The sequence below is a fragment of the Spirosoma horti genome, from assembly GCF_054776595.1.
In genome coordinates this window covers 15,153-40,483 of the sequence record NZ_BAAHBQ010000014.1, presented here as the reverse complement: position 1 = coordinate 40,483, position 25,331 = coordinate 15,153, and the positions used below count along the sequence as shown (strand labels likewise).

Sequence of the window (25,331 nt, the reverse complement as noted above, 5' to 3'; positions counted from 1 at the left end):
AAGCTGAATGCTGGAATGAGTGATTGATAGACTGATTGAATAGGGATGCGCCAGTTATTTTAGCAATCACTCATTCTAGCATTTATAACGTTGGATTAAATTCGAGGTTGATATCGGATGTTTTGCCATCGACGGGCGCGCTTTGGCGAAGGATCAACTTACTTTTATTGAGCTGAATAATTGGAAAATTACCCTTAAATCCCTGCACATCGACGTCCATTGACTGACTATCGGCAGTCAATTTCCAACTGCCTCCATTGACTACGGAGTTAGACCGATTGTAATCAAGGGCGCGAACCGATCCATCTTTTCGAAACTGCATGTCAAGGTCAAAAAGTACCTGGGTAGTCAGGCCCAGTCGATTTCTGTTAATTTCCTGCCCGTCGGGGGTAGTTACCTTCGCTGTCCGCCAGTTATTGGCAACCAGCAATTCTGTTCGGGAGTCAACCGTAGGGTTGGGATCATCGATATTGTCCTTTTTGCAACTGAATAATGAGCCAAGTAGAAACAAGGTGAGAGCAAGAGTGCGTAGTGTATTCATAACCGGATGAGGTTGTTTTGTGTGTCGTCGTTGGGTTAAATAACGAGCAGCGTTGTGGTATTCGTTTACCGACAGGAACGGTATTCGCCCTTAAAATTCCGTAGTTTTGGCGAAACTTCAAGCAATGCGTATCCCTTTTGCCTTTTTCTTATTTTGGATAAGTGAGTTTTGGCTATTGGCAAATTCAACGGTCCAGGCTCAGCCGCAGTGTGCCGACCGGCTAACCTTCACGCCGGTGAGCCAGCCAAACCAGATTGAATGGAGCAAATTTCCGGAGTTTTCGCTGCCGTTTCCGGTTATTTATGGCGGCCCACGATTCACCGATACGCAGGCCAGTCCGCTTAAGCACGGGTTTAGTCAACTCGTTGACATTAAAGACAGTGAATATGGTACGCTGGTGCAGCCTGCCCAGCGGGCGGTGGTATATTACGGCATCGCGACGGGACTGAATCAACCCTGGGAAACTATTGAAAGCCCCTGGGCAAACGATCTGACGGCCTATCGCGCCAAATGGGATAGCTTCCTGTCGGGGATTGCCGGGGGGCAGAAAAACGCGGCCGGCCTGTATAAGCTACCCATCGGGCGACTGGCGCTGGATTACGAGCGTATTCTGGAAACTGATAGTCGGATTTTAACGATCAAGCGGGATAGCCGCGTACCCGAAATGTATCGAAATCTCTCCGATGCCGACTTTGTGGCCGCCTACAAAAAAGCCATTCGAAACCTGTATGCCGAAGGCATGCGCTACATTCGTCAGCATGCCGATCTGGCGGGGATCAGCGTGACCAGCTATGCCGATACGCCTGTTCTGAACACCTATCTAAACGTACCAACGTTTAGCTGGACCGACTGGACAACGAACCTCAGCCGGACGAATTATCTGGTTCAGGATTCGACCGGGCGGGCCATCGGCGGACCCTATTATGAACAGCTGGACGCTCTGTCGCCCTCGGCCTATTATTATTACGATTACCCAAACCCACTGGCAAAAGATTACCTGGCTTATCTTTTGTTCCAGGTGGAGGTAAACCGGGCGTGGAGCAATAAGCCCGTGATTCCCTGGGTCTGGTTGCGGTACCACGACAGTTCGAGTAGCTTTCCTAATTTCATTCAGCCGTTCATGGCCGAGGCCACGGCTATTTTTCCGTTTTTTTCGGGCGCTGCCGGTCTCTGGCTTTGGGATAACCCAACCCTGGCGCCCGCCCGAACGGATACCTATGCGGCTTACGAGCATTTTACGCATGGGCTGTACCGGTTGTCGCGCTTTGCGGACATGTTTCAGGGAACGTACGAACGCGTCATTGAAACACCTGCCCGCGACCTGATGGACAAACAGCAGCCTGTCTGGCGGGGCGTCGTCAAGGAAAATAAAATCCTGATCGCTGCCCAGAATCCCTATGCCGACGAGACACAAAAAACAAGCCTGACGGTTCGGTACAAAGCCTGGCAGCAGACCATCGAACTGACCGGACGAGAGGTATATTTATGTCTGTTCGACATGGGGGCCGTGACGGCTACCGAGCCGGTATTTTCCGATCTGACGGTCTATCCAAACCCAACACAAACGACCCTTACGGTTACTTTTGGACGCTTGCCTGCGCCGGATACAGAGCTTGAACTGATCAGCCTGACCGGCCAATCCGTCATTTTGAGGCAGGTTAACAGTGTTAAGGAGGTTATAAACGTAGCCAATTTGCCTGCCGGGTCTTATGTTTTGCGCATTAAAAACGGAACCGGAAGTCAGATGAAAAAAGTAGTTATCCCGTAGAATGGTTATCCTACCAAGAGGGGTCAATACTATAGCTAAAACAGCGCTTTTCTGATCCCTCTTTTTCCCTGTGTTTATCGTTCTGTCATCCTGAAAATTATGCCGAATCAACTTCAATACGAAACGAGTCCCTACTTGCTCCAGCATGCCGAAAATCCAGTAAACTGGTATCCCTGGGGCGAGGAAGCGCTGAACAAAGCCATTGATGAAGACAAGCCTATTCTGGTCAGTATTGGCTATTCGGCCTGTCATTGGTGCCACGTAATGGAACGGGAGTCGTTTGAGAAAGAGACGGTAGCCGAGGTGATGAACGAGCATTTTGTGTGCATCAAAGTGGATCGGGAAGAGCGCCCTGATGTCGATGCCATTTATATGGATGCTGTGCAGGCAATGGGCGTACAGGGTGGATGGCCTCTCAACGTATTTCTCATGCCCGATGCTAAACCATTTTATGGGGTTACCTACCTGCCACAGACAAACTGGATGCACTTGTTGGACAGTATTCAGGCTGCCTTTGCCGAGCATCGCACGGATCTGGTACAGTCGGCGGAAGGGTTTGCCCGCGAGTTGAATTTGACCGATGCGGAACGATATGGCCTTTCTGAAAATGACCCACTCTTCGCCCCCGAAACGCTGGATGTGCTCTATCGGAAAGTAGCCGTTAAAGCCGACGATGAAAAGGGAGGCTTGCGTCGGGCGCCCAAATTCCCAATGCCAAGCGTCTGGCGGTTTTTACTGCGCTATTACGATGTTACGGTGGCTACGGGTACGGATAATGAGTCGGCGCTCCACCAGGTTAAACTAACGCTGGACCGCATGGCGCTTGGGGGGATCTACGATCAGCTTGGGGGTGGGTTTGCCCGTTACTCGACCGATGCCGACTGGTTTGCCCCGCACTTCGAGAAGATGCTTTACGACAACGGGCAGTTGCTGACGCTTTATGCGGAAGCTTATAGTTTAACTCGAAGTCCATTATACAAACATGTTATCTACCAGACAGTTGGGTTTCTGCAACGAGAGCTATTGAGCCCGGAAGGTGGATTTTATTCAGCCCTGGATGCCGACAGTGAAGGGGTGGAAGGAAAATTCTATACGTTCACGACGCCAGAACTTAAGGAAACACTTGGTGCCGATTACGACTGGTTTGCTGAACTGTACAGCCTGACGGAGGAGGGGAACTGGGACCCTGGCCACGGTGGGCACCGGACAAATATTCTGCACCGAACCGAGTCCGACGTTTCTTTTGCTGAACGGATGGGCTGGTCGCTGGCTGATCTTAATGTTCGTTTAGATGCCACGCATACCCGGTTGTTGCGCGTCAGAAACGAACGCATCCGGCCGGGTCTGGATGATAAAATCCTGTGTTCCTGGAATGGTTTGCTGTTAAAGGGGCTGGCTACGGCTTACCGCGTTTTCGGTGAGCCGGAATTCCTGACGCTGGCCTTACGGCTGGCTTATTTCCTGCTCAAGAAAATGCGGGATAGCCGGAACGGCCGACTTTGGCATTCCTATAAGAACGGCAGGGCCCGCCAAACCGGTTTTCTGGATGATTACGCAACCGTAATTGATGGGTTACTAGCCTTATATCAGGCTACGTTCACGGAGAGTTGGCTGACCGAAGCGGACCAGTTGATGCAGTATGTGCTGACGAATTTTGCCGATAGTACAGTTGATGACTTGACCGGGCCAGACCCGATGTTCTTCTTTACCGATAAAAACGGAGAGGAGCTCATTGCCCGACGCAAGGAGCTATTCGATAACGTGATTCCTTCGTCGAATTCAATGATGGCGGAAAATCTGTATGCATTGAGCCTACTACTTGATAGACCCCACTATGCCGAACGGGCTGATCAAATGCTGGGACGCATACAACCCCTGGTGCAGCAAAACGCCGATTACCTCACGAATTGGGCCGCTCAGTTTGCCCTGCGTGCCCGTCCAACGGCCGAAATTGCCGTTGTCGGTCCCGATGCCGATCGGTTTCGGGCGGAGCTGGATGCTGAGTTTTATCCAAACAAAGTTCTTTGTGGGACGACAGATACGAGTGAACTGCCCCTTCTGCAACAGCGGGCGCCAATCAATGGGCAAACGGCTGTTTATGTCTGCTATAATCGGGCCTGTCAACTGCCTGTAACGAGTGTAGCTGACGTATGGAAACTGGTTCGATAAAGAACCTGCCGAATACTCACTTTCCGGCAACTATATACGAATATACTTAGTAAAAATAGGAATATACGTTTGTGGTCTATACCTTCATGCCGCTATAATTAAGCCTACGGTAACCTGTTGAAAATCAACAGGATTTGCCGCCGGTTACTGTAGGCTTAATTAATGGCGAAACTAAACACACTAAAAAACATGAATAGTTATGAAGACCGCAGGAGTACGTCCGGGGATTGTGTATTTGTTATTCGTTTTTGTTCTTGCTGGTTGCGGTGACCACCGCATTCCATCGATAACGCCAGGGTCAGTTACCAGTCGTTTGCGGGTTAAAAAGATAACCCAGGATATGCCGAACAACACGGCTAAGGTTAGTCTCTTTCGTTACGATGCGCAGGGGCATCTGGGTTCGATCATCGCTTATCAAACACCTGATAGCACCATAGCCCCGGTAGAGAACAATGTTTACCAATACGATGCGCAAAACCGGCTCACTCAGCTCAATCGTACCGTTGTAGGAGCAGGAGTTGACTATGAAGTCTATAAATATTTCTACAATGCTGCTGGTCAGGTATCAAGTCTCGGCTTTAGTAATGCCAATCCGATTTACATCTGGTCGATAACGCCGGTTTATGATGCCGATAATAGGCTAACGGGTTCGTCTAAAAGCTTTTCTGTTCCAGGCGTTTCGGCCAGGGATAACAGCACATTCACGTATACAGGGAACAATTTAACGTTTGCCACCATCACGGGAAGTGCTGTGCAGAAGGGTGCCCAACTGCCTTCACAGACCGTCAACGTAACGTACACCTACGATAACGGTATAAATCCATTTTATGGGGTATTCGTTATTCCCGCCCCTTCCCAATACGCTTCTCCGCCCTCTGGTGTTTTTATTGGATCGTATACCTACTATGGTGGGCTCTCCAACCTCCTCAATCTGAGCCAGAATAACGTACTTTCGGATGGAGCAAATACATACACGTATACCTACAACTCGGCCAATCTGCCAACAAGCCGTATCACAGCATACGACGGTCATGTAACGGAAACGTTGCATTATGAATACGAAAGTTACTAAAGAACGTAGGATCGGAGCCAAGCGGGTCGATTGATCAACCCAATAATGGTCCAAATGCCGTTATTGCCTTCGCCAATTTTGCAATTGTGTTTGTCCGATAGCTCTCCTTTCAAACCAAATACAATTTTGGCTAATTAATAATCGATATAACGTAAGTGGGCTGCGGCAGTAAAGCTGTTAATTTATTGCTGTTTCCATACTTACTCATTGATCGTATAACAAAATACATTATACCATTAACGATCATGAAAAGCACACGTATTCTATCCCAAATTAGTCGCTTATTACTGGTTTTTGCCTTTTCGGCTTGTACTGACCATCGCCTTCCAGAAGTTATTCCTGGTTCAGGAACCAGGCGTTTACGGGTTAAAACCATTACTCAAGACCTGCCCAACAATACGGCTAAGGTTAGCGCATTCAAGTACGATGCGCAGGGGCGGCTCGGGTCGATCATTACTTATGAAACTCCTGATAGTACCGTAGCACCGGTGGAGAACAACGTCTATACGTATGATGCCCAAAACCGGCTCACTCAGCTACGACAAGATATTGTTAGCCGATCGGTGTATTCACCCAATCCAGTTACTACCTATAATTTTAGCTATAATACGGCTGGTCAAGTAGTATCTCTTGTCGAATCTGTGTCAGGTGGTGGGGTATGGGGAGTAAATCCTCAATATAATACTGGAAATCAAGTGGTGGGTAGCACTAAATCGTACGATTTACCAGGCGTTCAGATTAGGGAGAGTAGTGCGTTCACGCACACTGGAAATAATATAACGTTTGTCTCGACTACCTATACCACGATTCGAAACATTACCTCTCCTCCTGTCACCGTCAATACTACGTTAACATACGATACAAACGTAAACCCGTTCTACGGAGTATTCGTCATTCCTGCCCCATATGGTTTGTCTACGATTGCTCCTTCGCCAGGGAGCGGAACAATTATTAACTACTCGTACTATGGCGGTATTTCGAACCTGCTCAATTTGAGCCAGAACAATGTGCTTTCTGCGGTAAATGGCTCCGGGCAAACGACTACGTATACCTATACGTATAACAGCGCCAATTTACCAACCAGCCGTATTACAACCGACCGTGGTTTTTTAGCAGAGACCTTACACTACGAGTACGAAACGTATTGAAGAGATGTATGATAAAGGATATAGGATGTGTGGTGTAGGATGTAGACCAAACAGGCGCTCATGCTTTTTATAGTATACATCCTACACCATACATCCTACATCACTCTCCCCAGGCAGTAAGGATTAGCGTACGTCGGCCGCCCTGGTTGCGGTGTTCACCCAGATAGATGCCCTGCCACGTGCCCAGATTTAGACGCCCATTGGTGATGGGAATCGTAACGGAGTTACCCAGCATGGCGGCTTTCAGATGGGCAGGCATGTCGTCTGATCCTTCGTAATCATGCTGGTAATAGGCCTCATTTTCCCGAACGGCCCTGTTAAAGAAGCGCTCGAAATCGCCCCGAACGGTCGGGTCCGCATTCTCATTAATGGTCAGGCTGGCTGACGTATGCTGAATGAATACGTGGAGCAAACCCACCTTAAGCTGGTGAAAATCCGTGAATTCCCGTTCAACAACAGGCGTAATCAGATGAAAACCACGCGTATAGGCGGGAAGATGAATTGTATGCTGGTAAATGGCCATAGCCGATAAGTCTAGACTTGCTTAAAATTATATTAAGAAATAACTATATTACTGTTCATTCAGTTGTGGAGAATAATGGGTTGAACGCCCCTGAATTCAAGTACATAAAGCGACTTTATAGAACAATACGTTTATGTATGCCCTTTACCTACTACTGCTCGGCCTACTGGTCAGTCAGTCTGTCGTAGCACAAACTGATTCGGCACCGGTGAAGCATGTCGTTCGTCATTCGTATGCCGGATACGACGAAGAGATCCTGTATTTTGGTAAACATGATCAATATTTTACGGTTCGGACGTATCTGAAAAATGGGTCTTTATTTCGGTTTGACTCCTACATGCTCCAGCCTAAAACACTTCCCAATGGGTTTCAGCTGGATAGCCTAAGCCGAATCGTCCGGTACGGCCCGACAAAAATTATGTACCCCAATGGGAAGGTTTACATAAGCTGTGAATACAAGGGAAACATGCTGCAGGGGCCGTTTATGGTGTTGTACGAGGATGGCTCTGTCAAACGCCGGGAATATTACCGGGCTGGCACCCTGAGCAGGAACAAGAGTGAATGTTATACGCCAGAGGGTACTAAACAAACCTGCGCCCCTTTTTATCAGGTAGCCCAGTTTCAGGGGAAACCAAACGATTTATCAGCGTATCTGAAGCAAAAGTTGAGTCCGGTATTAGACGGCGAGCGCATCCGCCGGATTACCGCCACTTTGACAATTAATGAAATCGGCCAGGTGATCGGGGTAAAAGCCATTGTCAACGGAAATCCGGCCGAAAGCGTACAAATGCCCGACGTGGTGAGCTATGCCCAGCAGGTTATTCGGAATATGCCCGAATGGACACCCGACAAACTAAACTGGAAACCCGCCCTCAACGATGGCGTGGCCACGCCGTCAACCTGTGTGCTGTCCGTCTATCGGATCTACGGGTCTGTTCAGTACAATCTTTTTTACCGGATGTAGCACCCGGGTAACGAAAATATTATGGGATTTCGATCAGCAGGATGATTGCCTCCTTGGAAAGGGCTTCGAAGTCAATCGGATGACCGTCCATACTCGTCAGGGCCAGACCATCACCCGGCTGTAGCAGCCTGTCCTGCACCTCAACTGCACCGCTCAGGATGAACACAAAAATGCCGTGAGGTTGTGGTTGACCTTCTGCTTTTGGGGTTCGGTAAACCCCCTTCCGACGGCCATCGTACCTTCCGATGAAGCCGGTAAAGTGCTGATGAGTAGTATCTTCAGCTTCAGTAGTCAGCTCAAAAAAGGGTAAAAGTATGTTCTTGCTAAGTAAATCGACGGCATCGCGCTGGTGGGCTGGAGCAACGTGACTTGTTGGGTGGGCGAGCCAGATCTCGATAAAATTGATTACTTCCGTTTCATACGGGTTACGAACCATCAAGGTCATCCCGGTGTCGAGGGAGAAAACCTGCGCCTGTCCCGTCTGGACAAAACCCTGCCCAACACTACTATCAAATTCGAGGCCGCCAACAACCGGAATAAGAACCACGTGTGTCCGTTGATCAACGTGCCTGTTCAGGCTATAGCCAGCGGCCAGCGTATTGTCGTTCAGGGCGCTTAATGAACCGAACGGTTTTCGGAACTCATTAACATAACGGCCAAAATTAAAGGTGTGGTAACTTGTGGCGTAGGCCGTCTGTGAGCGGCCCCGTTGGTCTGCCAGATACAGTTGCGCCTGAATTTGTGTAGTCATGAAATGCGGAGGGGATCACGGATTAAGAAGCTGGCTACCATTGCTCCTCAACACGTTTATCAACCACATCAACGCGCTAACGTGGTTGATAAACGTGTTGAATGGAGCAATGAAAAGTAGGCCCTTAAGCGTTGACCACAATGGTATGCGTAAGGGTATAACCAGCTGACAAACTGCCCGAAAGTGTCGCCAATTCGGTGGTAAACCCATCTGAAAATACATTGTCCCGTTCATTTGTGGTGTCCTGCGCTCCCTTCGTGTAGCCGTACGATTGCCCGGCGGTATACACACCATTGGTGATATCGTAGGGAAACGCAATCTGTGTCACCAGCAATGATTTACCCGTTGCCGTATAAACGTGGACGTGAATATGCGGGGCTCGGCCCGAATACCATCCCGGAAAAATCGATTTGAACGCCACCCCTCCATTGGCATCGGTCGTCTGGCGACCTCTGAGAAAGTCTACGTTTGTAAAATTGACAGATTGCATGCCACTGCCACCATATTCGGAATAATACCCGTCTTTGTCGCAATGCCAGATGTCGACCAGAGCACCGGCTAGAGCAGCGCAACTGTTAGTGCTGTTTTTGATCGTCATATTGATGGCCAGCGCCACCCCCGTTCGATCCGAGCGAATATCGTTCATAACGAAGTTGGCCGGTGATTTAGTTGGGAAAGGGCCTTCCGTTTCGCTGGGTGTTACACTACAATTGCTCGATGAGCTACCGTTTGAGGAGCCCGTTGATGAACTGGTTGCGGGGTCGACTGTGGAAGATGAACAAGACCCCGCAAACGGAACGAGTGCAGCAATACCAAGCAAACTACTAAAGCCTCGTTTTAAAAATTCTTTACGTTCCATTCGGTTGGAAAACAGATTTAGTGGAGAATAACCATTCGATAAACAGCCTGCCGGGGCCCATCAGCATGGGTCTGTTTATTTCATTAGCGCGCGGTAAGGGTGTTTCGTTGCACAGGGGAGGCAATTATTGGAAAAAAGAGTAGATATGTCGGCAAAAGCGACCTATAAAAATTGACAATATTTATCCATTTAGCAGCCCACTTATTTTGTGTTTTATCTATTCCAACGATTACTTCAGTTTACGGGTCTACCAGTAAATACCGATCAATATGAAAGGGCTTTTGCTTATCAGTGGACTTGCGTTAGCCGTCTTATCCTGTCAATCAGATCAGCTAATAACTCCTCTGACCACTACGCCTTCTAAAAGTACGTGGGTAACGATTGAATTAAATATTGATTATTCCATACAGTTTCCCGCTGATAGCTATCAGGGGAAAGGCTACAGTTTACGAACGCCAACTAGTTTCGGAGACAGTCCTACATCCGTCACTCGAAAAGATGAGCAGGCTAATCTGTCTGCTACTTTTTGTAATCCCAATGCCTATCCTTGTTTATTAATTCAGTATGGGCAAAAACTAACCTCGCCACTTCCAAAATCAGTGCCTTATTTAAATTCAAAAGGAGAATCTGGTTTTTTAGATACCACAATTGGGTTTACGGAAGCTGGTCAATTGATTGGTATTCTCTATTATGCGAGTGATCCAAACGTAACGTTCCGCCCCTATACGGGTCAACTTTATCTGTTATCGAAATCATCTGGTTCGTTCGAATACGCAGGGCATGCGTCATTTAACGAGACTACGAAACATGAGTTACTGGATATACTCTCGACAATCTCCTCAAAGTAGAAACGTACCTGAAAGCACTCTATATGAAAACGACCCTGCTTATACTGGCAATCAGCATTAGTGCAGTAGCTTGTCGAGAGGAATTTCATCAATTAACTCCGCCAGCCGATTCACCTGTATTGATCGAGACAAAACCTACTTGTCAGGCACCTTCAATTGAGGAAAATATAGTCGGAACCTGGCACTTTGAGTCAAGCCGCACCTCTGACCAATTTATTAGAACTGGATCGGTCACGTTTACTGCTCAAAATCATATTATTGATCCTGATTCACTTTTTGAAAATAGTATGGATTTAGGCATATTTGTTGACAAAGTATATGATACTGACGGAACATACCCTTCCAAATTTGAGGGATATAATGGCAAAATATTTAGGGTTGATTTATTGCTAAAAGACAACAGAAAAGGAACAATTTGGCCTTTTTATGTAGCTAGTAACGAATGCAATAAAATAGTGATCTACGAACTGGGAACTTATCAAAACCCTGTAGCCCGAAAATCTGGGTTTACTTTAATAAGGTAGAAGGCCTAACTTAGTAACAGCCACAGCACATGTGGTTCATTAACGAATTAAACTTAACGTATCATGAACAGAACTAAATTTGCGTTGATCCTGCTATTTTTAGGTAGTAGTCAAATGTTTCTTTTCGCTCAATCCACGTCGCAGCCATCGGCGACTGTTCATCTGTATCAGGGCAAAGCTTTTGGCTTATTTTCGTTAAAATATCGTGTTTATGCGAATGGTAAACTACTCTGCAAGCTAGGTCGGAATAGTCATTGCGAGGTCGTTTTGCCTTCCGGTACAACCACATTCATGACCAAACCTTCGCTTCTGGCTTTATTCCCTCAACCGACGCTAAAGCTGAATCTGGAAGCAGGCAAAGACTACTACCTGCAGGGAGATGCTAAATTCGAGTTGTTTCCACCAAATGGACCACTGGTTCTGACAGAAATAGTACCTAATCCGGATAAACTGGATCAGATTAATCACGCCAAGACGGAGCGGCCCTTGTTGACTTCAACTGATTAGGTAACTCATGTAAGCTACCAATAAAGCCGAACATCACTTCTATAGACATAAAAGCTAAAGTCCTGCACAATAAAGAATCGGGGAGTTATAAAAATCGCCTTCTTAAGAGGGGAGGAGTCTATAGAATCCGGTTGGAATTCTCACTGACAAACGCTCCCCAGGCCCCTTTTTTGGTCTTTTTGCTTGACACTAAGGGCAAGGCATTTTCGTGGAAATGATGGCAGATGGCAATCGCCAGCGCATCGGTCGCATCAAAAAACTTAGGGTCCAGGCTTTCTTTCAACAGGTGCCCAACCATTTGGGATACCTGGTCTTTGGAGGCATTACCATTGCCCGTAACGGACTGCTTGATACGCCGGGGAGCGTATTCAACAATGGGAATGTTGCGTGATAAGCCTGCTGCCATAACGACACCCTGGGCCCTGCCTAATTTCAGCATCGACTGTACGTTTTTACCGAAAAATGGATCTTCGATCGCCATCTCGTCGGGGTGGTATTCGTCGATCAGCCGAAGCATGGTTTCGTGAAGTTTCTGGAGCTTCAACTGGTAGGTCGTATATTTGCTCAACTGAACCACGCCATACTGAATCATGGTCATGATGCCCCCCTTCACCGAAATGATGCCGTAACCGGCAACCTGCGTACCAGGATCTACCCCTAATATGACTTTCTCCGATAGCTGGCTAGCCGGGGTAGTAATGGATGAAGTGGGATTAATGAGCATGCCGGGGCGTTAGGTCTATTGCAAAGTAACGTGTTCTCTTCTATTTTGTCGCTGAAACCAGATAAAAAAATCATTTTTTGGGCTAAACTCGTCGTCTTTGCTGCCCTTATAGCCTACATCGGGCATGTGATCCAGCAGCAACCGTTCGATTGGTCCATCGTACAAACCCAGCTTCGGGCGGTCAGCCACCCGGAGCGGTGGGCTGTTTCGTTGCTTTTGCTTACCCCCGTCAACTGGGGACTGGAGGCCCTCAAATGGCAGATCCTGCTTCGGCGGGTTGAATCCGTTCGCTTCTGGGAAGCGTATAAGGGCGTGCTGGCGGGTGTCTCGTTGGGCTTTGCGATGCCTGCCCAACTAGGCGACACGGCTGGCCGGGTACTCTCCCTGCGCACCAATAGGGCAGGGGCCGTAGGAGCGTCGCTGGTGTCGGGCGGGATGCAGTTTTATGTGGCCATCGTTTTCGGCACAATGGCCTGGGCGTACCACCTGACGCTGGTGCCCGAACGAAGCCATACGGCCGGTAACTGGCTCCTGGCGTTGCTGGTCAGTTTATCGGTGGGGGGCATTGTGTTCGGGCTGCTGCGGAAGCGTCTTGTTAGTTATTTGTCGGGCCGCCCCGCCTTTCGGCGGTTTGCTGACTACTGGCAGGTAGCCGGACGCTATTCAGACCGGGAGATCGGGCTGGCGCTCGGTGTGGCAGCCTTGCGCTACCTGGTATTTTCGCTTCAGTTTTATCTGGCGATGCGGGTCGTTGGCCTGGTCATACCGGCCGCCGTGGCCGCATCGGGTATCGGGCTGGTCTTTCTGGCCAAAACGATCACGCCCGCCTTCAATCTGCTGAGTGACCTCGGCGTTCGGGAGGCCGCATCACTCTGGGTTTTTTCACCTTTTGCGGTCAGCGTTCCTGTCTTGCTCACGGCCACCCTGACGCTCTGGGTGGCCAATGTGCTAACGCCCGTGCTCGTTGGCTTAATCTGGGTCTGGAAACTAAAAATTACCGCTCAATGACAATTTTTCTATTCATAGTGAGCGGTCTGTACGCCCTCTTTACCCTTGTTCTTTGGTTTACCTGGTGCAACATGCGGCCTTTCCGGCCGGCAAATTCAGCGCCAGTGAGACCAGCCATTACCGTCGTTATTCCCGTTCGAAACGAGGCCGGGAATATTGAAAATCTGCTGAACGATCTCAGCCGTCAATCCTATGCCCGGTTTGAGGTGATTGTTGCTGATGATTCGTCTACAGACAGTACCCTGTCAATTCTTCAGCAATATGCCCAGACAGCTCCTTATTCCCTGCGCCCCTTGCCGTTACCCAACGAGCGCACGGCATCGCCCAAAAAGCGGGCCATTACCCAAAGTATCGCGCTGGCAACGGGCGATCTGATTGTTACGACAGATGGTGACTGCCGGGTTGGCACCGAGTGGCTGGCCACCATTGCCGCCTTTTACGAAAAAACCGGGGCCAAGCTGATTTCGGGGCCGGTCACGTTCACCACCGAACAAACGGTTTTCGATGCGTTGCAGACGGTCGAATTTGCCAGCCTAATTGGAAGCGGAGCCTGTACAATGGCCCTGGGTGTACCCACCATGTGCAACGGAGCCAACCTTTGTTATGAAAAACGGGTCTTTGCCGCAGTGGATGGATTCGCCGGGGTCGATCACCTGGCCTCGGGTGATGATGAACTGCTTATGCACAAGATTGCGGTCAGGTATCCTGCCGGGGTTCATTTTTTGAAAAGTCCGCTGGCCATTGTGCAAACGGACGCGCATCAGTCCTGGCGGGGTTTTTATAACCAGCGCAAACGATGGGCGAGTAAATGGCGGGCCTACGAGAGCTATTTACCGTCGATGCTGGCGGTTTTCGTTTTCCTGAGTAATGCCGCCCCAATGGTAGCAATTGGGGGCTGGTGGCTCGGTTTTTTAAACGGAACAGCTGCACTAACCGTTATTGGGCTGAAGCTTCTGCCGGAGTTTTTGTTTTTACGGCAGATTCTTGTTTTTTTACAAAAAAAATCGTCAGTATGGGTAATTCCGCTGACCCAGTTAGTATACCCGCTATATGTTCTTTTCTTTGGGTTAGCCGCTCAGGGAAAAGGCTACCGCTGGAAAGGGCGAAACCTTAACTGATGTATGCTGTAGGGTATAGTTTATAGGATCTGTAAATCAATTACACACTATACTCTATACTGTACATTATGCAGCTAAAACGTTTACTATCTTGTCTTTTTTTTTGCATAAGTCTAACTTCTTGCTCCGAACGGTATACCCAGAGTTCTGGTGGAAGATTGAGGAAGCCGCTGAACCGACCATATACCTGACGTTCGATGATGGGCCGATTCCCGATGTGACGGAGTTTGTCCTGGAACAACTGGATAAATTTGCCGCTCAGGCAACCTTTTTCTGCATTGGCGACAATGTCAGAAAACACCAGGATGTGCTGTTCAAGGTATTGGAAGCGGGCCATATGGTCGGCAATCACACGTTCAACCACCTCAACGGATGGAAGACTGATGATCAAACCTATCTGGAAAATATCCAAAAATGCCAGGAGCAACTAAACGTTGGCACATCGCTCTTTCGGCCGCCTTATGGTCGTATTAAAAAGACACAGGTAGCCGAGGTGATCGAACAATATTCGATAGTCATGTGGGACGTTTTAACCGGTGATTTTGACCGGAGTTTACCGGCCGATGTGTGCCTTCGGAAAACCATCCAGTATACACGACCTGGCTCCATTGTGGTGTTTCACGATAGTTTGAAAGCCTGGCCAACGATGCGCTACGTATTGCCCCGGATGCTGGCTTATTTTGCCAGTCGGGGTTACTCATTCCGCGCCGTTCCGCAACCCATTTATGCCGGTTATTGAAGAGCCCGCCGGGAGTCGACCCGGTGTGAATGCTCCGTTTATCAGTATTCTGATTGCCGCCCGAAACGAAGAACACAGCATTCTGGGTTGCCTGAGGGCTATTACCCAGCTCAGCTACCCGCCCGAGCGCATCGAGGTGCTGGTTGGTAACGACCAGTCTACAGATCAGACCCGGGCAGTGGTGACGGAGTTCATTGCTGACAAACCAGCCTTTTACCTGGTTGATATCGCGGCATCCGGGGTTGGACTACCAGGAAAGGTCAATGTGCTGGCGCAACTGGCCAGGCAGGCGCGGGGGGACCTGTTCTTTTTTACGGATGCCGATACCCGGGTTCCAGTAAACTGGCTTACTGAAATGGGGGGGCAGTTTAGCACACAAACGGGTATTGTTACCGGCGTTACGCTGCCGCAGGGACCGGGCCTGTTTCAAAAGCTCCAGACCATCGACTGGCTTTATAATCTGACCCTTACCCACCTGGTTAGTATCCTAGGGATTCCGGTTACGGCGATGGGCAACAACATGGCGGTGAGTCGGGTAGGGTACGAGGCTGTTGGTGGCTACGAATCGCTGCCTTTCTCGGTCGTGGAAGATTATACCTTGTTTCAGGCTATCGTTTCGAAAGGGTACCGCTTTCGGAACCTACTGAATGAACAGGTGCTGGCTGAAACAATGCCGATAACGACGCTCAGGGGATTCCTTCAGCAACGCAAACGCTGGATGCGGGGGGCCACGGATTTGCCCGCCTGGATGGTCATTTCGCTGTATGCCCAATACCTGGCGGGGCCGCTTCTGTTGCTGATAGGGTATTTTTCGCCTGTACTGGCTGTTGGCTTGTACGTGATCAAACTTTTTGTCCAGACCATGATCCTCTCGTTTGGCTTGAGCCGCCTGAAACAAACCAACTTATGGTTATTCGCGTTGCTTTTTGAGCCGTACCAACTCCTTATCGGGCCGCTGGCCGTAGCTTTTTACTTGTTTCCCGCGCCCATTGACTGGAAAGGTAGACAATATACCTAACGGTTTTGCTTTGTCCTGAACGACTGGCTCCCAAGCCAACGTCGCGCCTTCCGACAAGCCAAAAACGATAAACTAAAAACTGAATACAACGAATGATTCTCATTGATACCCACGCCCATATTTACGATCCGCAGTTTGACGAAGACCGGGATGAAATGCTGCACCAGGCCGATAAGAAGCAGATTAGCCAGATCTGGATGCCTAACTGCGCCCTTGAGACCATACCGGGCATGATGGCGCTGGCCGGGCAGTATCCCGAGCGGTGCCTGCCCATGATGGGCCTGCATCCGGCTTATGTCACGGCCACATTCGAAGACGAACTGGCTGCTGTCGAAGACCACCTGGGGCGCCATGCGTTCATGGCCGTTGGCGAAATTGGGCTGGATTTTTATTGGGACATGACTTTTGCCGATCAGCAATTTACGGCGTTCGAGACTCAGCTTCGATGGGCTGCCGAACAGAATCTGCCGGTATCGATGCATACCCGGTCGGGCCATGACCGGAATGCCTTTGCCGAAGCCGCCGACCTGATTGAAAAGCTACGGGCAGACTCGCTGGAAATGCGGAATCTAACGGGGATTTTTCATTGCTTCGTGGGTACCCTCGATGAGGCAAACCGAGCCATTGATATGGGTTTCAAGCTGGGTATTGGGGGCGTATCTACCTTTAAAAATGGCGGCCTCAATGTTGTTTTGCCGCATGTTAGCCTGGAGCATATCGTGCTGGAAACAGACAGCCCGTATCTGGCACCCGTGCCGTATCGGGGCAAACGGAATGAGCCAGCCTATTTACGGCTGATTGCACAGCGCGTTGCTGACCTAAAGCAGGTCAACATCGATGATGTGGCCCGCCATACAACGGCCAACGCGTTGGCGCTGTTACCAGCGCTGTATGCAAACCTCCTTCCCTAATTGTTCGGCAAAACAAATCCGGGTGTCACGTTCCCGCGCCCTGCTCTTGACAGAAACAGGTCGGACTGGTTTCCGGCTCCTTTGAACTAATTAGCTTACCCATGTCCTATAAAACAGTTCACATTAATCCCGTATCAGGTAATTCATCTCGGTCCTCGGTACTGGTTATTTACACCGGAGGTACGTTTGGTATGGTGTACGATCCTAAAGCCAGCCAACTTATTCCCTTTGATTTTGACCGGGTAGCCGAGCGTTTACCCGAACTGAATCGCCTGAATTTCAACATCACGCTGATTACCCTGAATGAGATTATCGACTCCTCGAACATGAAACCTGCCATATGGGTCGAATTGGGGCAAATCATTCAGACCAATTACGATCGGTACGATAGTTTTGTCATTCTTCACGGCACCGATACGATGGCTTATACCGCGTCGGCGTTGAGTTTTATGCTGGTTGGCTTATCGAAACCGGTCATTCTTACCGGTGCGCAGTTGCCCATTGGGGTGGCCCGGAGCGATGCCCGTGAAAATTTCATTACCGCCCTCGAAATTGCGGCCGCTGTGGATACGGCCGCTGTGGATTCAGCCGCCGTGGATACGGCCACTGTGGAAAAGGGGAAGCCAATTGTTCCGGAGGTTTGCGTGTATTTTAACTCATTTCTCCTGCGGGGAAATCGTTCCACCAAGCATGAGAGCGTCCAGTTCAATGCGTTTGCGTCGGAAAATTACCCACATCTGGCCAATGCTGGCGTCAGTATCGACTACAATCGACCCTATATTCGCCCTTATCAGCCAAACCAGGTCCTGCAATTGCGTACTGAAATCGACTCGAATGTGACGATTCTCAAGCTTTTTCCCGGCATCACCCAGCCAGTGGTCGAATCCATCGTCAACATCCGAAACCTGCGGGGATTGGTGCTCGAAACATTTGGGGCCGGTAATGCACCGACGGATCCCTGGTTTCTAAATACCCTTAGGGAGGCCATTGACCGGGGTGTCCTGATTTTCAATGTATCACAGTGCGAAGGTGGGCGAGTTACGCAGGGGCAATACCAGACCAGTAAGCAACTTCTGCAGATTGGGGTAGTCAGCGGAGCCGATATTACAACCGAAGCCGCCATTACAAAACTGATGGTCCTGTTAGGGCAGGAGCGCGACCCGGATCGGTTGCGAACTCTGATGAGCCAGTCGATCAGTGGCGAAATGACGGCCTAGTGTATTCATTGTTCCGTATTTTTTTTGCTATTGTTATTGCGAATTTACTGCCAATCGTGCATCTTTGCACTCCCAAATGACACAGAGAGCTGCCAGAGTGGTCGAATGGGTCTGATTCGAAATCAGAAGTACTCGCAAGGGTACCGGGGGTTCGAATCCCTCGCTCTCTGCCGGAAGTCAGCAAGATGGTTTGCTGACTTCGTTTTTAGAGAGGTGTCCGAGTGGTTGAAGGAGCACGCCTGGAAAGTGTGTATGCGGGAAACTGTATCGAGAGTTCGAATCTCTTCCTCTCTGCATTTTAGTATTTGTTAGTCATTGGGTGCCCGAAACGATCTGTTTTGGGCATTTTTTTTGCCCTTTTTTACCCCAATCAGGCCGGTTTTCCCCTTCCCGTAGCAACACTGGTGACACCCCTAATCGTTTATTATATACATATGTATATAATAATACAAAGAAGTTGTATAACGGTTCCGATACCTATCTTGTCTCGAAATTAATACAATTAATTGCAGATTAATTACTCCGTACCCTCCTGGTTACCCCTGAAGAATAATTGATAATCGTAAAATAAGAATGGGTAAAATTACCAACTTGTTTGTTGAGTAAGCGGTCACTGACCGTCATTAAGGCAGGTTTATTTGTGCCTACAAAGGAAGCATCTTTAGGTACTGCAACCAGAATAGCTAACGCAGCCAATGGTAGCAAGCATATTTATACCGATTGTTAGAAAATTGCTTAAGCAAAAGTTGTTTATGCCAATCTTCAACCAAAATTGATTATCAATACCACTGTTCGATAATTGCATTTATAATCGATTAGGTTAATTAGGTTTACTCTTTTGACATTTTTCAATCATAAAACGTATCAGATATGCTAGATGGGCTAAAAGGTAAGCAAATTAAAGATGCCGGGAAATCAAGGTTCAATACCAAGAAGCTGGAAGATAATACTGGTAAAAAAGAAACTAAGCCTAAGGGAGGTGGATTTTTTAGTTTTTTCAAAAAAAAGAGTAGTGTTGTTGAGAAGGGACAACACATGCATGATATAGCTAATAGAAGAAACTCGGTGAACGCTCGTGAAGTTAAATCCATACGAGACATTGCTTCAGGTATTCAAAAATTCATACCAGCTGACAAATTTGATGAGGAAGCAATTTTAGTCAATAGGTTGGTACAGGGCGAAACACCAACAACATTGGATCAGCTGGAGGCTTTCTGTGAGACCGCAAATGCCCTTTATGCATTTGTTGACTATAAGCTTACTGATGAAAGTGAGGAAGGACTTGCCTATGCAAACAGTCTTGGTGTATGGCGTAGTGAGCTAAAAGATGCGATATACACCTTGAGAGACAACCTAATTCAACAGGAAGAAGGTAGTTTGTTGCGTTTTGGTATAGAGAACCAATTTCGAAAGTTACACCCTGATTCTCCAGTTCCCTCGTTAATAACGGAACGGCAAGAACAATTAGGTGTCATTGTGTTTGGTAATACTGCACCTAATGACTGTGGCGTTTTCGCAGGTAGGCTTCTTGGTGAATTAGAAGCTGCAACAATGAAGAGTTTGTGGACAGAAATTAAAGCCGGTAATTTAACCGATGATCAAATTAGGGATGCTTTTAAGCAGATAATTGAGAGCGGACCTAGTAAGGATATGTTAAAGTACAAATCGGATCCTAATTTCGCATACGGGCACCATGCCAAAACCTCTATTGGTGCCTCTAATGGGAAAGTTTATTCATATGAGGCCCACGTGGGTAAGCCATTCATATTAGCCCCAGAGCTTCGTGAATTTGATTCAATGAATGATTATCTGGAAATGAATGATACCTATGTTGACCATCGGTCCAAAGCAGGTCCTGCTACTGATTATGGAGGTCGCGATTTAGCTAAAACAGATATTGTAACAATTAAGGAATGGATAAGATTGGCCTCCTTGAAAGAACCGCAAATGTACCTGGGTCAAAAATGATTTTAATACACCAATAGGCGATTGACAATAGGTGCTGGTAGGCCGCCCTCTTGTTGCGGTGGTCTTTAAAGATTACCTGATTGCCTTTCCGCTCGACCTTTTAATTGCTCGCCGACAAACAGGTGACCCAGTCACTTTTCGCTTTCAACATGCTTATCAACTAATCCTGGTGACTACGGTTAAACTGCACCAGATTCTGGACCAACCGGATCGAGTCTTTCAGCAAACAAGTGGCCATTATTGGATCCAGGGTGCCAATGGCCGAACTGACGAGCAACCCTTTTTGATGCTCGATCTGATCGGTGACCGAAATCAGAAAAGCCTCGTAGCCATATTTCTGGGTAAGCTCGACTATCTCCCGGCTGAAACCGAGCATGGTTTGATCCTGCTCGGTTGACACCTCCTTGCTTTTGGGGTCACGTGTGATGTTGATGGCCGGATTATTCTCCATTGGTGGGCTCTTTGGTTAAGGTTGACTCCATAGCTACTGGGCCGCATCAGGCTGCGATTGATCAATGGGTTGTTCTGACATGGGGTAAGGTTGTGTTTATGCGTACTTGAATCTGGAATTGCAGAAGCTGCTGATGAACCTGATGCTTTCGCCTGCGGGCCACCGGCAGCACCTCGCCGGTGCCTAACCTAAGCGTCTTGCTCCTTGCCAGCCTGCTTGTAGGCAAGAGGGGAATATTCTATTGCTTTCACCAGGCGAATGCCCAGCTCAGGGATCTGCTGGCAGATCAGCCTTACTTGGTTACCGCTCGTCGGCATGTACTTCAAGAAACTGGGGACGATGTTAAGTTTATAGACTATACAATTCTATTTGTCCGGAAAACCTGGTAAACGTTTAGCAGCCTTTCATTCATTCCAACTGCCCAATTCTGATGAGGCCGGGCTTTTTGCCTAACAAACCCCGAACTTGCTTAGGGGATTTTAAGTGGCTCGATAAAACGGTCGTATTTCAAACTAGCCATTAAATTAGAATATTCTTAAAATTGTACATTTACCAGCTAGGTTAACATATAGACACTTAGATAACTCAACGATATGAACAAACTTTGTTTAACAGCAGGTCTTTATTTGCTAATCTGTACCTTCTCTACAGCTCAGGTGATTAATTACAAAAACTCAATTCGAGTTGGTATCGACTACATGAGTTTAGATGCTCCTGACGACTTAGGACTTCGGTATGGAGTTCGGTATGCGCGCCATTTGGCTAATGATCGGGTCGTTATAGAGGGTAGCTTGGGGTATCTCAATATAAGAAACCGACGTTTGATAGCGAACAATATTTACTTTGTAGGTCGGCCTCGACAGCGCATTACGACTGATTTGACAGCCTTATATGATCTTCTTAGTAGTAATCGCCAAGCTTTTCGTCTGGGAGGGGGCCTTTCGGTTTGGTATAGAAAAGATGAAATCTTACGAGAAGCTAGAACTGTTCCGGGGCAGAATGGTCAACCAGATGGAATTGAGGTTTTTAGTGAAAAAACGAATGAAACTAACGTTGGATTTCACTTGGTTGCCGAATACGAGTATACTGTCAGCGCCCGAACTAGCTTAGCTGCTCGAGTTGGTATGGCCAATCTAGACAAAGCAGGTATTAGCTCTTTTGTGGGGATCAACATTGGTTATTGGTTTTAACCTTCCTAAGATTGGTTCTTCTCTAGCAGTCTCTTAGTATCTACGTTTATTTTCATAACATAATGCCAGTGGCTGTTGCAAAAGTCGGTAGCTGCTTATCATTGCCCCCTGAACAGGCCATTTTTATCCGTTTAGTAGTCAGAAATTGTCGGGCAAACTAGGTACTGTATCCCCATTTCAGACTTTTGCAACAGCCACGCCACTTATATAACAGAAATAAGTTGAGTAATCGGTCTGTGATATACTCAACTTTCGGAGCGCGCGTTGTTGGAGAAAATCTTCTCCAATATGAGAATAACAATCTATCTCTGCTTAACATTCTTCTCCTTAGCAACGATACCACAGCAATTAATTGCCCAACAGCTCATGTTAAGCAATACAGCTACAGCCTTTTCTAAAGGTTCCCAGCAACTTACTGTTAATTACGGCTATGGTCGGGGTAATCTAGCCGCAAATCGAAGTGTTACTCAGATTCAAGCTGGATACTATGTAGCCAATCGATTGCTTATTGGAGTAGCAGGCTCAATGATGCGAGAATGGATCGGGGAGTTCCATACAGATAATAAGTTTAGTGTTGGCCCTTTTGCCCGCTATCAATTTACGTCTAGTCGTCTTTCCCCCTTTGCTCAATTGGCTTATCAATTAGGCAATCCCACCACATATCTTGCTCGTCACCAGGCAGTTGTGTTCACGCCAGGAATAAACTTGGCTTTATTCTCTCAAGTCCGGCTTGAAGCTAGTTATGGCTTCCTTTTTATTCCCAGCGTAGAACGAATTGGGCAGCCCCAACTTGGAGCTACTATTTTATTCGGCAACAAACGTTAGAGAGATGATTTTGTATAATAATAAGCTAATTCCAATTAAATATATACTCTTATCGTAGCTTTACTCACATAACATAAAATCAGTTATACAACATTCCTCAAAAAAGTACAATGCCTGGCTACTGCAATCAGTAGCCAGGCATTGTACTTTTGAAATATAAGAGGACTAACGCTGTTTTGATTGATAGGCTGAGACTATCTTATTATCTTGATTGAAATCTATTGTTAATAGGGCATTGTCTGATTCGTAACACCAGCTTTCTTTCGTCTTTTCAATAGTTTTCATCGTAGGACGACCGAAAAGATTGACAATATCAGTACTGGTGGTTTGCCCTTTATTGATATTCATTACCTTTTCTATATCAATAAATGACTGTTTAAGGCCTTTTTCAAAAAAACGAAAGTCAGTTATTAAACCAATATGCTCATTGATCATCGCTTGGAGCGTCGAATGAGTAAGCAAATCGCGATAGCTAATTTCTTTGCCTGATGCAGACATGTTAACATAGGTAGGTTCTCCAAAAAGACGTACCAAGTCAATATCCGTTGTTCCGGCCACCAACGATTTTAGCTGTTCAGCCTCTACTTTTCGGGGAACGTCTAGGTTCGCTGCACTATATTGAAAACCAGACACTGTATGATCAACGTTAAATTGAATACTCAATCTAGCTTTGTTATTTTCATAGTACCATTGGGTGTGTTTCCCATCTGAATCAATGATCGTAGGTACTCCCAATTGACTTTTGACTTCTTGCTCTGTTGTCTTGCCCTTTTGCCATCTACTGATTGATAGGTAATCTAGTTTCAAAGTGTTGTTATGGATTCCAGACATGTAATCTGTTCCAGTCTTGGCGAATAGGTCAGCAGAATAGCTACTCAACGTACAGGACAAACTTGCAGCGACTAATAATTGGAGCGTCTTCATAGGATATAGTTAAGAGTTTTTGTTGGTCTATTAGTCAGTAACTTACGGTCTTCTCTAAGTGGTATGTTTAATGAATAAAATATATTTTACGGATGTTATATAAGTGCAATTATGTTAGGCTGGCTCAACTAATCGACAAAGAGCCCCAATATCAGTAAACTGCTTAATTACCTCATCAGCTATTTCTGTACTCTCGATGGGAAGTACAAACGACTGCTTATCTAAAAGGGTAATAGTTCGTTCATTGGCCTCTTTCAACCCCATTCCGAAATGCTTTTGAAACAGCTTAGTCGACGATATCTTACGATAGCCGTACTGCCAGTCATAAAACTCTACGTACCACATCTTTTCTATTGTATAATCTGGATTATGTTAAGTACTACAGAATGTATGACAAAAACAAACCCTGTCTGACAAGGGTAAGACAGAAGACAAAGTCACAAGAAGCCTAGGGAAACGGTGTTTCACATAACGCCCTTTTTGTGGCACAGATCCACAGGCTTGTATCATTCTGACAAAGGCATATTCCACTGTACTCGATCAGCTTCCGGTAGCAGGCTAAACCAATAAACTACTTAAACAAGAAGGAGGAACTTGATGGAGTGAACTTTTGTAGTTACCTTAGTCTAAAACTTCATTGTCATGGCCCTAGCATTGCCGCTTATTGCCCCCAACCCATCCTTGCAGCCGAGGCTTCTGACCGAGCAGGAAATCATCACCCGCAGTCGACAGGGGGTGATGCGCGCCGAGGCCGACCGCGTGGCCGGTTTGGTCGGTTTAACCGACAAGGAATTGGCCGCTGCCCTGGGCTTATCCGCTTCTTACCTACATCGGCTGAAGGTTGATCAGCGCATTAGTCAGGATGCCTCCGAGCGGCTGCTGCTGCTGGAGAACCTCCTCCTGCACGCTTTGGATACCTTTGAGGAACGAAGCAAAACCGTCCTGGGCTGGCTACGCTCACCATTACGGGAGTTGGACTACCAAACCCCCTTACAGGTCCTGGATACCGTTACAGGCTATACGTTAGTTGACCGGGTGCTGGGCCGAATTGACTATGGCATTTTTGGATAAGTTATGGCCATCGTTTATCGTGTAGTGCGGCAGAAGTATGCCGACCGTCCTCTGGATGTTACCGGTACGTGGCTCAATGGAGGCCGTTGGAATCCACCGGGTGTTGGTATCCTTTACACCGCTGAGCATCCCGCATTAGCTTTAGTAGAGATTCTGGTACACATGCCGCAAGTACCCTACGATGAGCTGCCCGCCTACCGGTTGTTCAGTCTGGAGTTACCTCCGGATAGCCAGCGGATAGTGGACGCGACTGACCTACAGCCTTACTGGCAGGAGAACACCTATCACCGGAGCCAGCATCTTCTGGCCGCTTGGCTAGCCATGCCGGATGTGTTAGCCTTGGGTATTCCCTCCTCTGTGATGCCATCTGGGATCAATTACTTACTGCATCCGGCCCACAGTAGCTATCGTTCTATACGGGTGATTGACGAGAAGCCTCTGGTGATTGATCCCCGCCTGTGGTCTAAGTAGCCAAGGCAAGAGCAATTCTCAT

Annotated in this window: 27 protein-coding genes and 2 tRNA genes; 21 read left to right on the top strand and 8 right to left on the bottom strand. The window is 47.7% G+C overall.

Annotated elements, in window-relative coordinates; all coding sequences use genetic code 11:
• Positions 1 to 82 precede the first annotated feature (82 nt).
• Positions 83 to 541, bottom strand: a complete 459-nt coding sequence (locus ACYVAM_RS30390) for a hypothetical protein (protein ID WP_461073920.1) — start codon at positions 539 to 541, stop codon at positions 83 to 85.
• A 124-nt stretch (positions 542 to 665) separates the two neighbouring features.
• Between ACYVAM_RS30390 and ACYVAM_RS30385 the strand changes: the two genes are divergently transcribed.
• The 4 genes from ACYVAM_RS30385 to ACYVAM_RS30370 all read left to right on the top strand — a co-directional run bounded on the left by ACYVAM_RS30385 (position 666) and on the right by ACYVAM_RS30370 (position 6,698).
• The gene (locus tag ACYVAM_RS30385; protein WP_461073919.1) at positions 666 to 2,309 is read left to right on the top strand and encodes a T9SS type A sorting domain-containing protein; all 1,644 of its coding nucleotides are present in this window, start codon (positions 666 to 668) and stop codon (positions 2,307 to 2,309) included.
• A gap of 99 nt (positions 2,310 to 2,408) precedes the next feature.
• The gene (locus ACYVAM_RS30380) at positions 2,409 to 4,478 is read left to right on the top strand and encodes a thioredoxin domain-containing protein (protein ID WP_461073918.1); all 2,070 of its coding nucleotides are present in this window, start codon (positions 2,409 to 2,411) and stop codon (positions 4,476 to 4,478) included.
• Positions 4,479 to 4,677: 199 nt separating this feature from the next.
• Positions 4,678 to 5,550, top strand: coding sequence for a hypothetical protein (locus ACYVAM_RS30375; RefSeq protein WP_461073917.1), 873 nt, complete (start codon positions 4,678 to 4,680; stop codon positions 5,548 to 5,550).
• A 245-nt stretch (positions 5,551 to 5,795) separates the two neighbouring features.
• Positions 5,796 to 6,698 carry a hypothetical protein gene (locus ACYVAM_RS30370; RefSeq protein WP_461073916.1) on the top strand — a complete coding sequence of 301 codons (903 nt, stop codon included), beginning with the start codon at positions 5,796 to 5,798 and terminating at the stop codon, positions 6,696 to 6,698.
• Between the two features lie 100 nt (positions 6,699 to 6,798).
• Here ACYVAM_RS30370 and ACYVAM_RS30365 read toward each other — a convergent pair whose 3' ends face one another.
• Positions 6,799 to 7,221, bottom strand: a complete 423-nt coding sequence (locus ACYVAM_RS30365) for a secondary thiamine-phosphate synthase enzyme YjbQ (RefSeq protein WP_461073915.1) — start codon at positions 7,219 to 7,221, stop codon at positions 6,799 to 6,801.
• 133 nt (positions 7,222 to 7,354) lie between these two features.
• Between ACYVAM_RS30365 and ACYVAM_RS30360 the strand changes: the two genes are divergently transcribed.
• A complete protein-coding gene (locus ACYVAM_RS30360) occupies positions 7,355 to 8,185 on the top strand; it encodes a toxin-antitoxin system YwqK family antitoxin (protein ID WP_461073914.1) in 831 nt (276 codons plus the stop codon).
• A 19-nt stretch (positions 8,186 to 8,204) separates the two neighbouring features.
• On the opposite strand, the gene ACYVAM_RS30355 is transcribed toward ACYVAM_RS30360, so the two are convergent.
• Positions 8,205 to 8,936: a pirin family protein gene (locus tag ACYVAM_RS30355; RefSeq protein ID WP_461073913.1), complete on the bottom strand. Its 732-nt coding sequence runs from the start codon at positions 8,934 to 8,936 to the stop codon at positions 8,205 to 8,207.
• A gap of 124 nt (positions 8,937 to 9,060) precedes the next feature.
• Positions 9,061 to 9,795, bottom strand: a complete 735-nt coding sequence (locus tag ACYVAM_RS30350; RefSeq protein ID WP_461073912.1) for a dioxygenase family protein — start codon at positions 9,793 to 9,795, stop codon at positions 9,061 to 9,063.
• A gap of 269 nt (positions 9,796 to 10,064) precedes the next feature.
• Between ACYVAM_RS30350 and ACYVAM_RS30345 the strand changes: the two genes are divergently transcribed.
• From ACYVAM_RS30345 to ACYVAM_RS30335, 3 genes are all read left to right on the top strand, one after another.
• Complete coding sequence (locus ACYVAM_RS30345) at positions 10,065 to 10,643, top strand: hypothetical protein (protein WP_461073911.1); 579 nt, start codon at positions 10,065 to 10,067, stop codon at positions 10,641 to 10,643.
• 23 nt (positions 10,644 to 10,666) lie between these two features.
• The gene (locus ACYVAM_RS30340; protein ID WP_461073910.1) at positions 10,667 to 11,167 is read left to right on the top strand and encodes a hypothetical protein; all 501 of its coding nucleotides are present in this window, start codon (positions 10,667 to 10,669) and stop codon (positions 11,165 to 11,167) included.
• Between the two features lie 63 nt (positions 11,168 to 11,230).
• Positions 11,231 to 11,674 carry a hypothetical protein gene (locus ACYVAM_RS30335; protein WP_461073909.1) on the top strand — a complete coding sequence of 148 codons (444 nt, stop codon included), beginning with the start codon at positions 11,231 to 11,233 and terminating at the stop codon, positions 11,672 to 11,674.
• Positions 11,675 to 11,792: 118 nt separating this feature from the next.
• On the opposite strand, the gene ruvC is transcribed toward ACYVAM_RS30335, so the two are convergent.
• On the bottom strand, positions 11,793 to 12,398 hold the full coding sequence (gene ruvC / locus ACYVAM_RS30330; RefSeq protein WP_461073908.1) for a crossover junction endodeoxyribonuclease RuvC: 606 nt from the start codon (positions 12,396 to 12,398) through the stop codon (positions 11,793 to 11,795).
• 45 nt (positions 12,399 to 12,443) lie between these two features.
• Between ruvC and ACYVAM_RS30325 the strand changes: the two genes are divergently transcribed.
• The 9 genes from ACYVAM_RS30325 (at position 12,444) to ACYVAM_RS30285 (ending at position 20,377) form a co-directional block, all read left to right on the top strand.
• Positions 12,444 to 13,406, top strand: a complete 963-nt coding sequence (locus tag ACYVAM_RS30325) for a lysylphosphatidylglycerol synthase domain-containing protein (RefSeq protein WP_461073907.1) — start codon at positions 12,444 to 12,446, stop codon at positions 13,404 to 13,406.
• A complete protein-coding gene (locus ACYVAM_RS30320; protein ID WP_461073906.1) occupies positions 13,403 to 14,524 on the top strand; it encodes a glycosyltransferase in 1,122 nt (373 codons plus the stop codon). The genes ACYVAM_RS30325 and ACYVAM_RS30320 overlap by 4 nt, the downstream gene beginning before the upstream one ends.
• Before the next feature lie 91 nt (positions 14,525 to 14,615).
• Positions 14,616 to 15,263, top strand: a complete 648-nt coding sequence (locus tag ACYVAM_RS30315; protein WP_461073905.1) for a polysaccharide deacetylase family protein — start codon at positions 14,616 to 14,618, stop codon at positions 15,261 to 15,263.
• Complete coding sequence (locus ACYVAM_RS30310) at positions 15,250 to 16,281, top strand: glycosyltransferase (RefSeq protein WP_461073904.1); 1,032 nt, start codon at positions 15,250 to 15,252, stop codon at positions 16,279 to 16,281. Before ACYVAM_RS30315 ends, ACYVAM_RS30310 begins: the two co-directional genes overlap by 14 nt.
• A gap of 92 nt (positions 16,282 to 16,373) precedes the next feature.
• A complete protein-coding gene (locus ACYVAM_RS30305; protein WP_461073903.1) occupies positions 16,374 to 17,192 on the top strand; it encodes a TatD family hydrolase in 819 nt (272 codons plus the stop codon).
• A 101-nt stretch (positions 17,193 to 17,293) separates the two neighbouring features.
• Entirely contained in the window at positions 17,294 to 18,409 is a 1,116-nt protein-coding gene (locus ACYVAM_RS30300; protein ID WP_461073902.1) for an asparaginase, read from the top strand.
• Between the two features lie 83 nt (positions 18,410 to 18,492).
• Positions 18,493 to 18,579, top strand: a tRNA-Ser gene (locus tag ACYVAM_RS30295).
• A 37-nt stretch (positions 18,580 to 18,616) separates the two neighbouring features.
• A tRNA-Ser gene (locus tag ACYVAM_RS30290) sits at positions 18,617 to 18,703 on the top strand.
• 576 nt (positions 18,704 to 19,279) lie between these two features.
• On the top strand, positions 19,280 to 20,377 hold the full coding sequence (locus ACYVAM_RS30285) for a hypothetical protein (RefSeq protein WP_461073901.1): 1,098 nt from the start codon (positions 19,280 to 19,282) through the stop codon (positions 20,375 to 20,377).
• A 160-nt stretch (positions 20,378 to 20,537) separates the two neighbouring features.
• On the opposite strand, the gene ACYVAM_RS30280 is transcribed toward ACYVAM_RS30285, so the two are convergent.
• The gene (locus tag ACYVAM_RS30280) at positions 20,538 to 20,828 is read right to left on the bottom strand and encodes a hypothetical protein (protein ID WP_461073900.1); all 291 of its coding nucleotides are present in this window, start codon (positions 20,826 to 20,828) and stop codon (positions 20,538 to 20,540) included.
• 593 nt (positions 20,829 to 21,421) lie between these two features.
• Here ACYVAM_RS30280 and ACYVAM_RS30275 point away from each other — a divergent pair.
• Positions 21,422 to 22,018 carry a hypothetical protein gene (locus ACYVAM_RS30275; protein ID WP_461073899.1) on the top strand — a complete coding sequence of 199 codons (597 nt, stop codon included), beginning with the start codon at positions 21,422 to 21,424 and terminating at the stop codon, positions 22,016 to 22,018.
• Positions 22,019 to 22,306: 288 nt separating this feature from the next.
• Positions 22,307 to 22,843: a hypothetical protein gene (locus ACYVAM_RS30270; RefSeq protein ID WP_461073898.1), complete on the top strand. Its 537-nt coding sequence runs from the start codon at positions 22,307 to 22,309 to the stop codon at positions 22,841 to 22,843.
• A gap of 165 nt (positions 22,844 to 23,008) precedes the next feature.
• Here ACYVAM_RS30270 and ACYVAM_RS30265 read toward each other — a convergent pair whose 3' ends face one another.
• Positions 23,009 to 23,767 (bottom strand): hypothetical protein, encoded by a 759-nt coding sequence (locus ACYVAM_RS30265; RefSeq protein ID WP_461073897.1) that lies wholly within the window; start codon positions 23,765 to 23,767, stop codon positions 23,009 to 23,011.
• 114 nt (positions 23,768 to 23,881) lie between these two features.
• Complete coding sequence (locus tag ACYVAM_RS30260) at positions 23,882 to 24,112, bottom strand: hypothetical protein (RefSeq protein ID WP_461073896.1); 231 nt, start codon at positions 24,110 to 24,112, stop codon at positions 23,882 to 23,884.
• Positions 24,113 to 24,409: 297 nt separating this feature from the next.
• On the opposite strand from ACYVAM_RS30260, the gene ACYVAM_RS30255 reads away from it, so the two are divergent.
• Positions 24,410 to 24,838 carry an antitoxin Xre/MbcA/ParS toxin-binding domain-containing protein gene (locus ACYVAM_RS30255; protein WP_461073895.1) on the top strand — a complete coding sequence of 143 codons (429 nt, stop codon included), beginning with the start codon at positions 24,410 to 24,412 and terminating at the stop codon, positions 24,836 to 24,838.
• 3 nt (positions 24,839 to 24,841) lie between these two features.
• Positions 24,842 to 25,309 carry an RES family NAD+ phosphorylase gene (locus ACYVAM_RS30250; RefSeq protein WP_461073894.1) on the top strand — a complete coding sequence of 156 codons (468 nt, stop codon included), beginning with the start codon at positions 24,842 to 24,844 and terminating at the stop codon, positions 25,307 to 25,309.
• Positions 25,310 to 25,331: the final 22 nt, after the last annotated feature.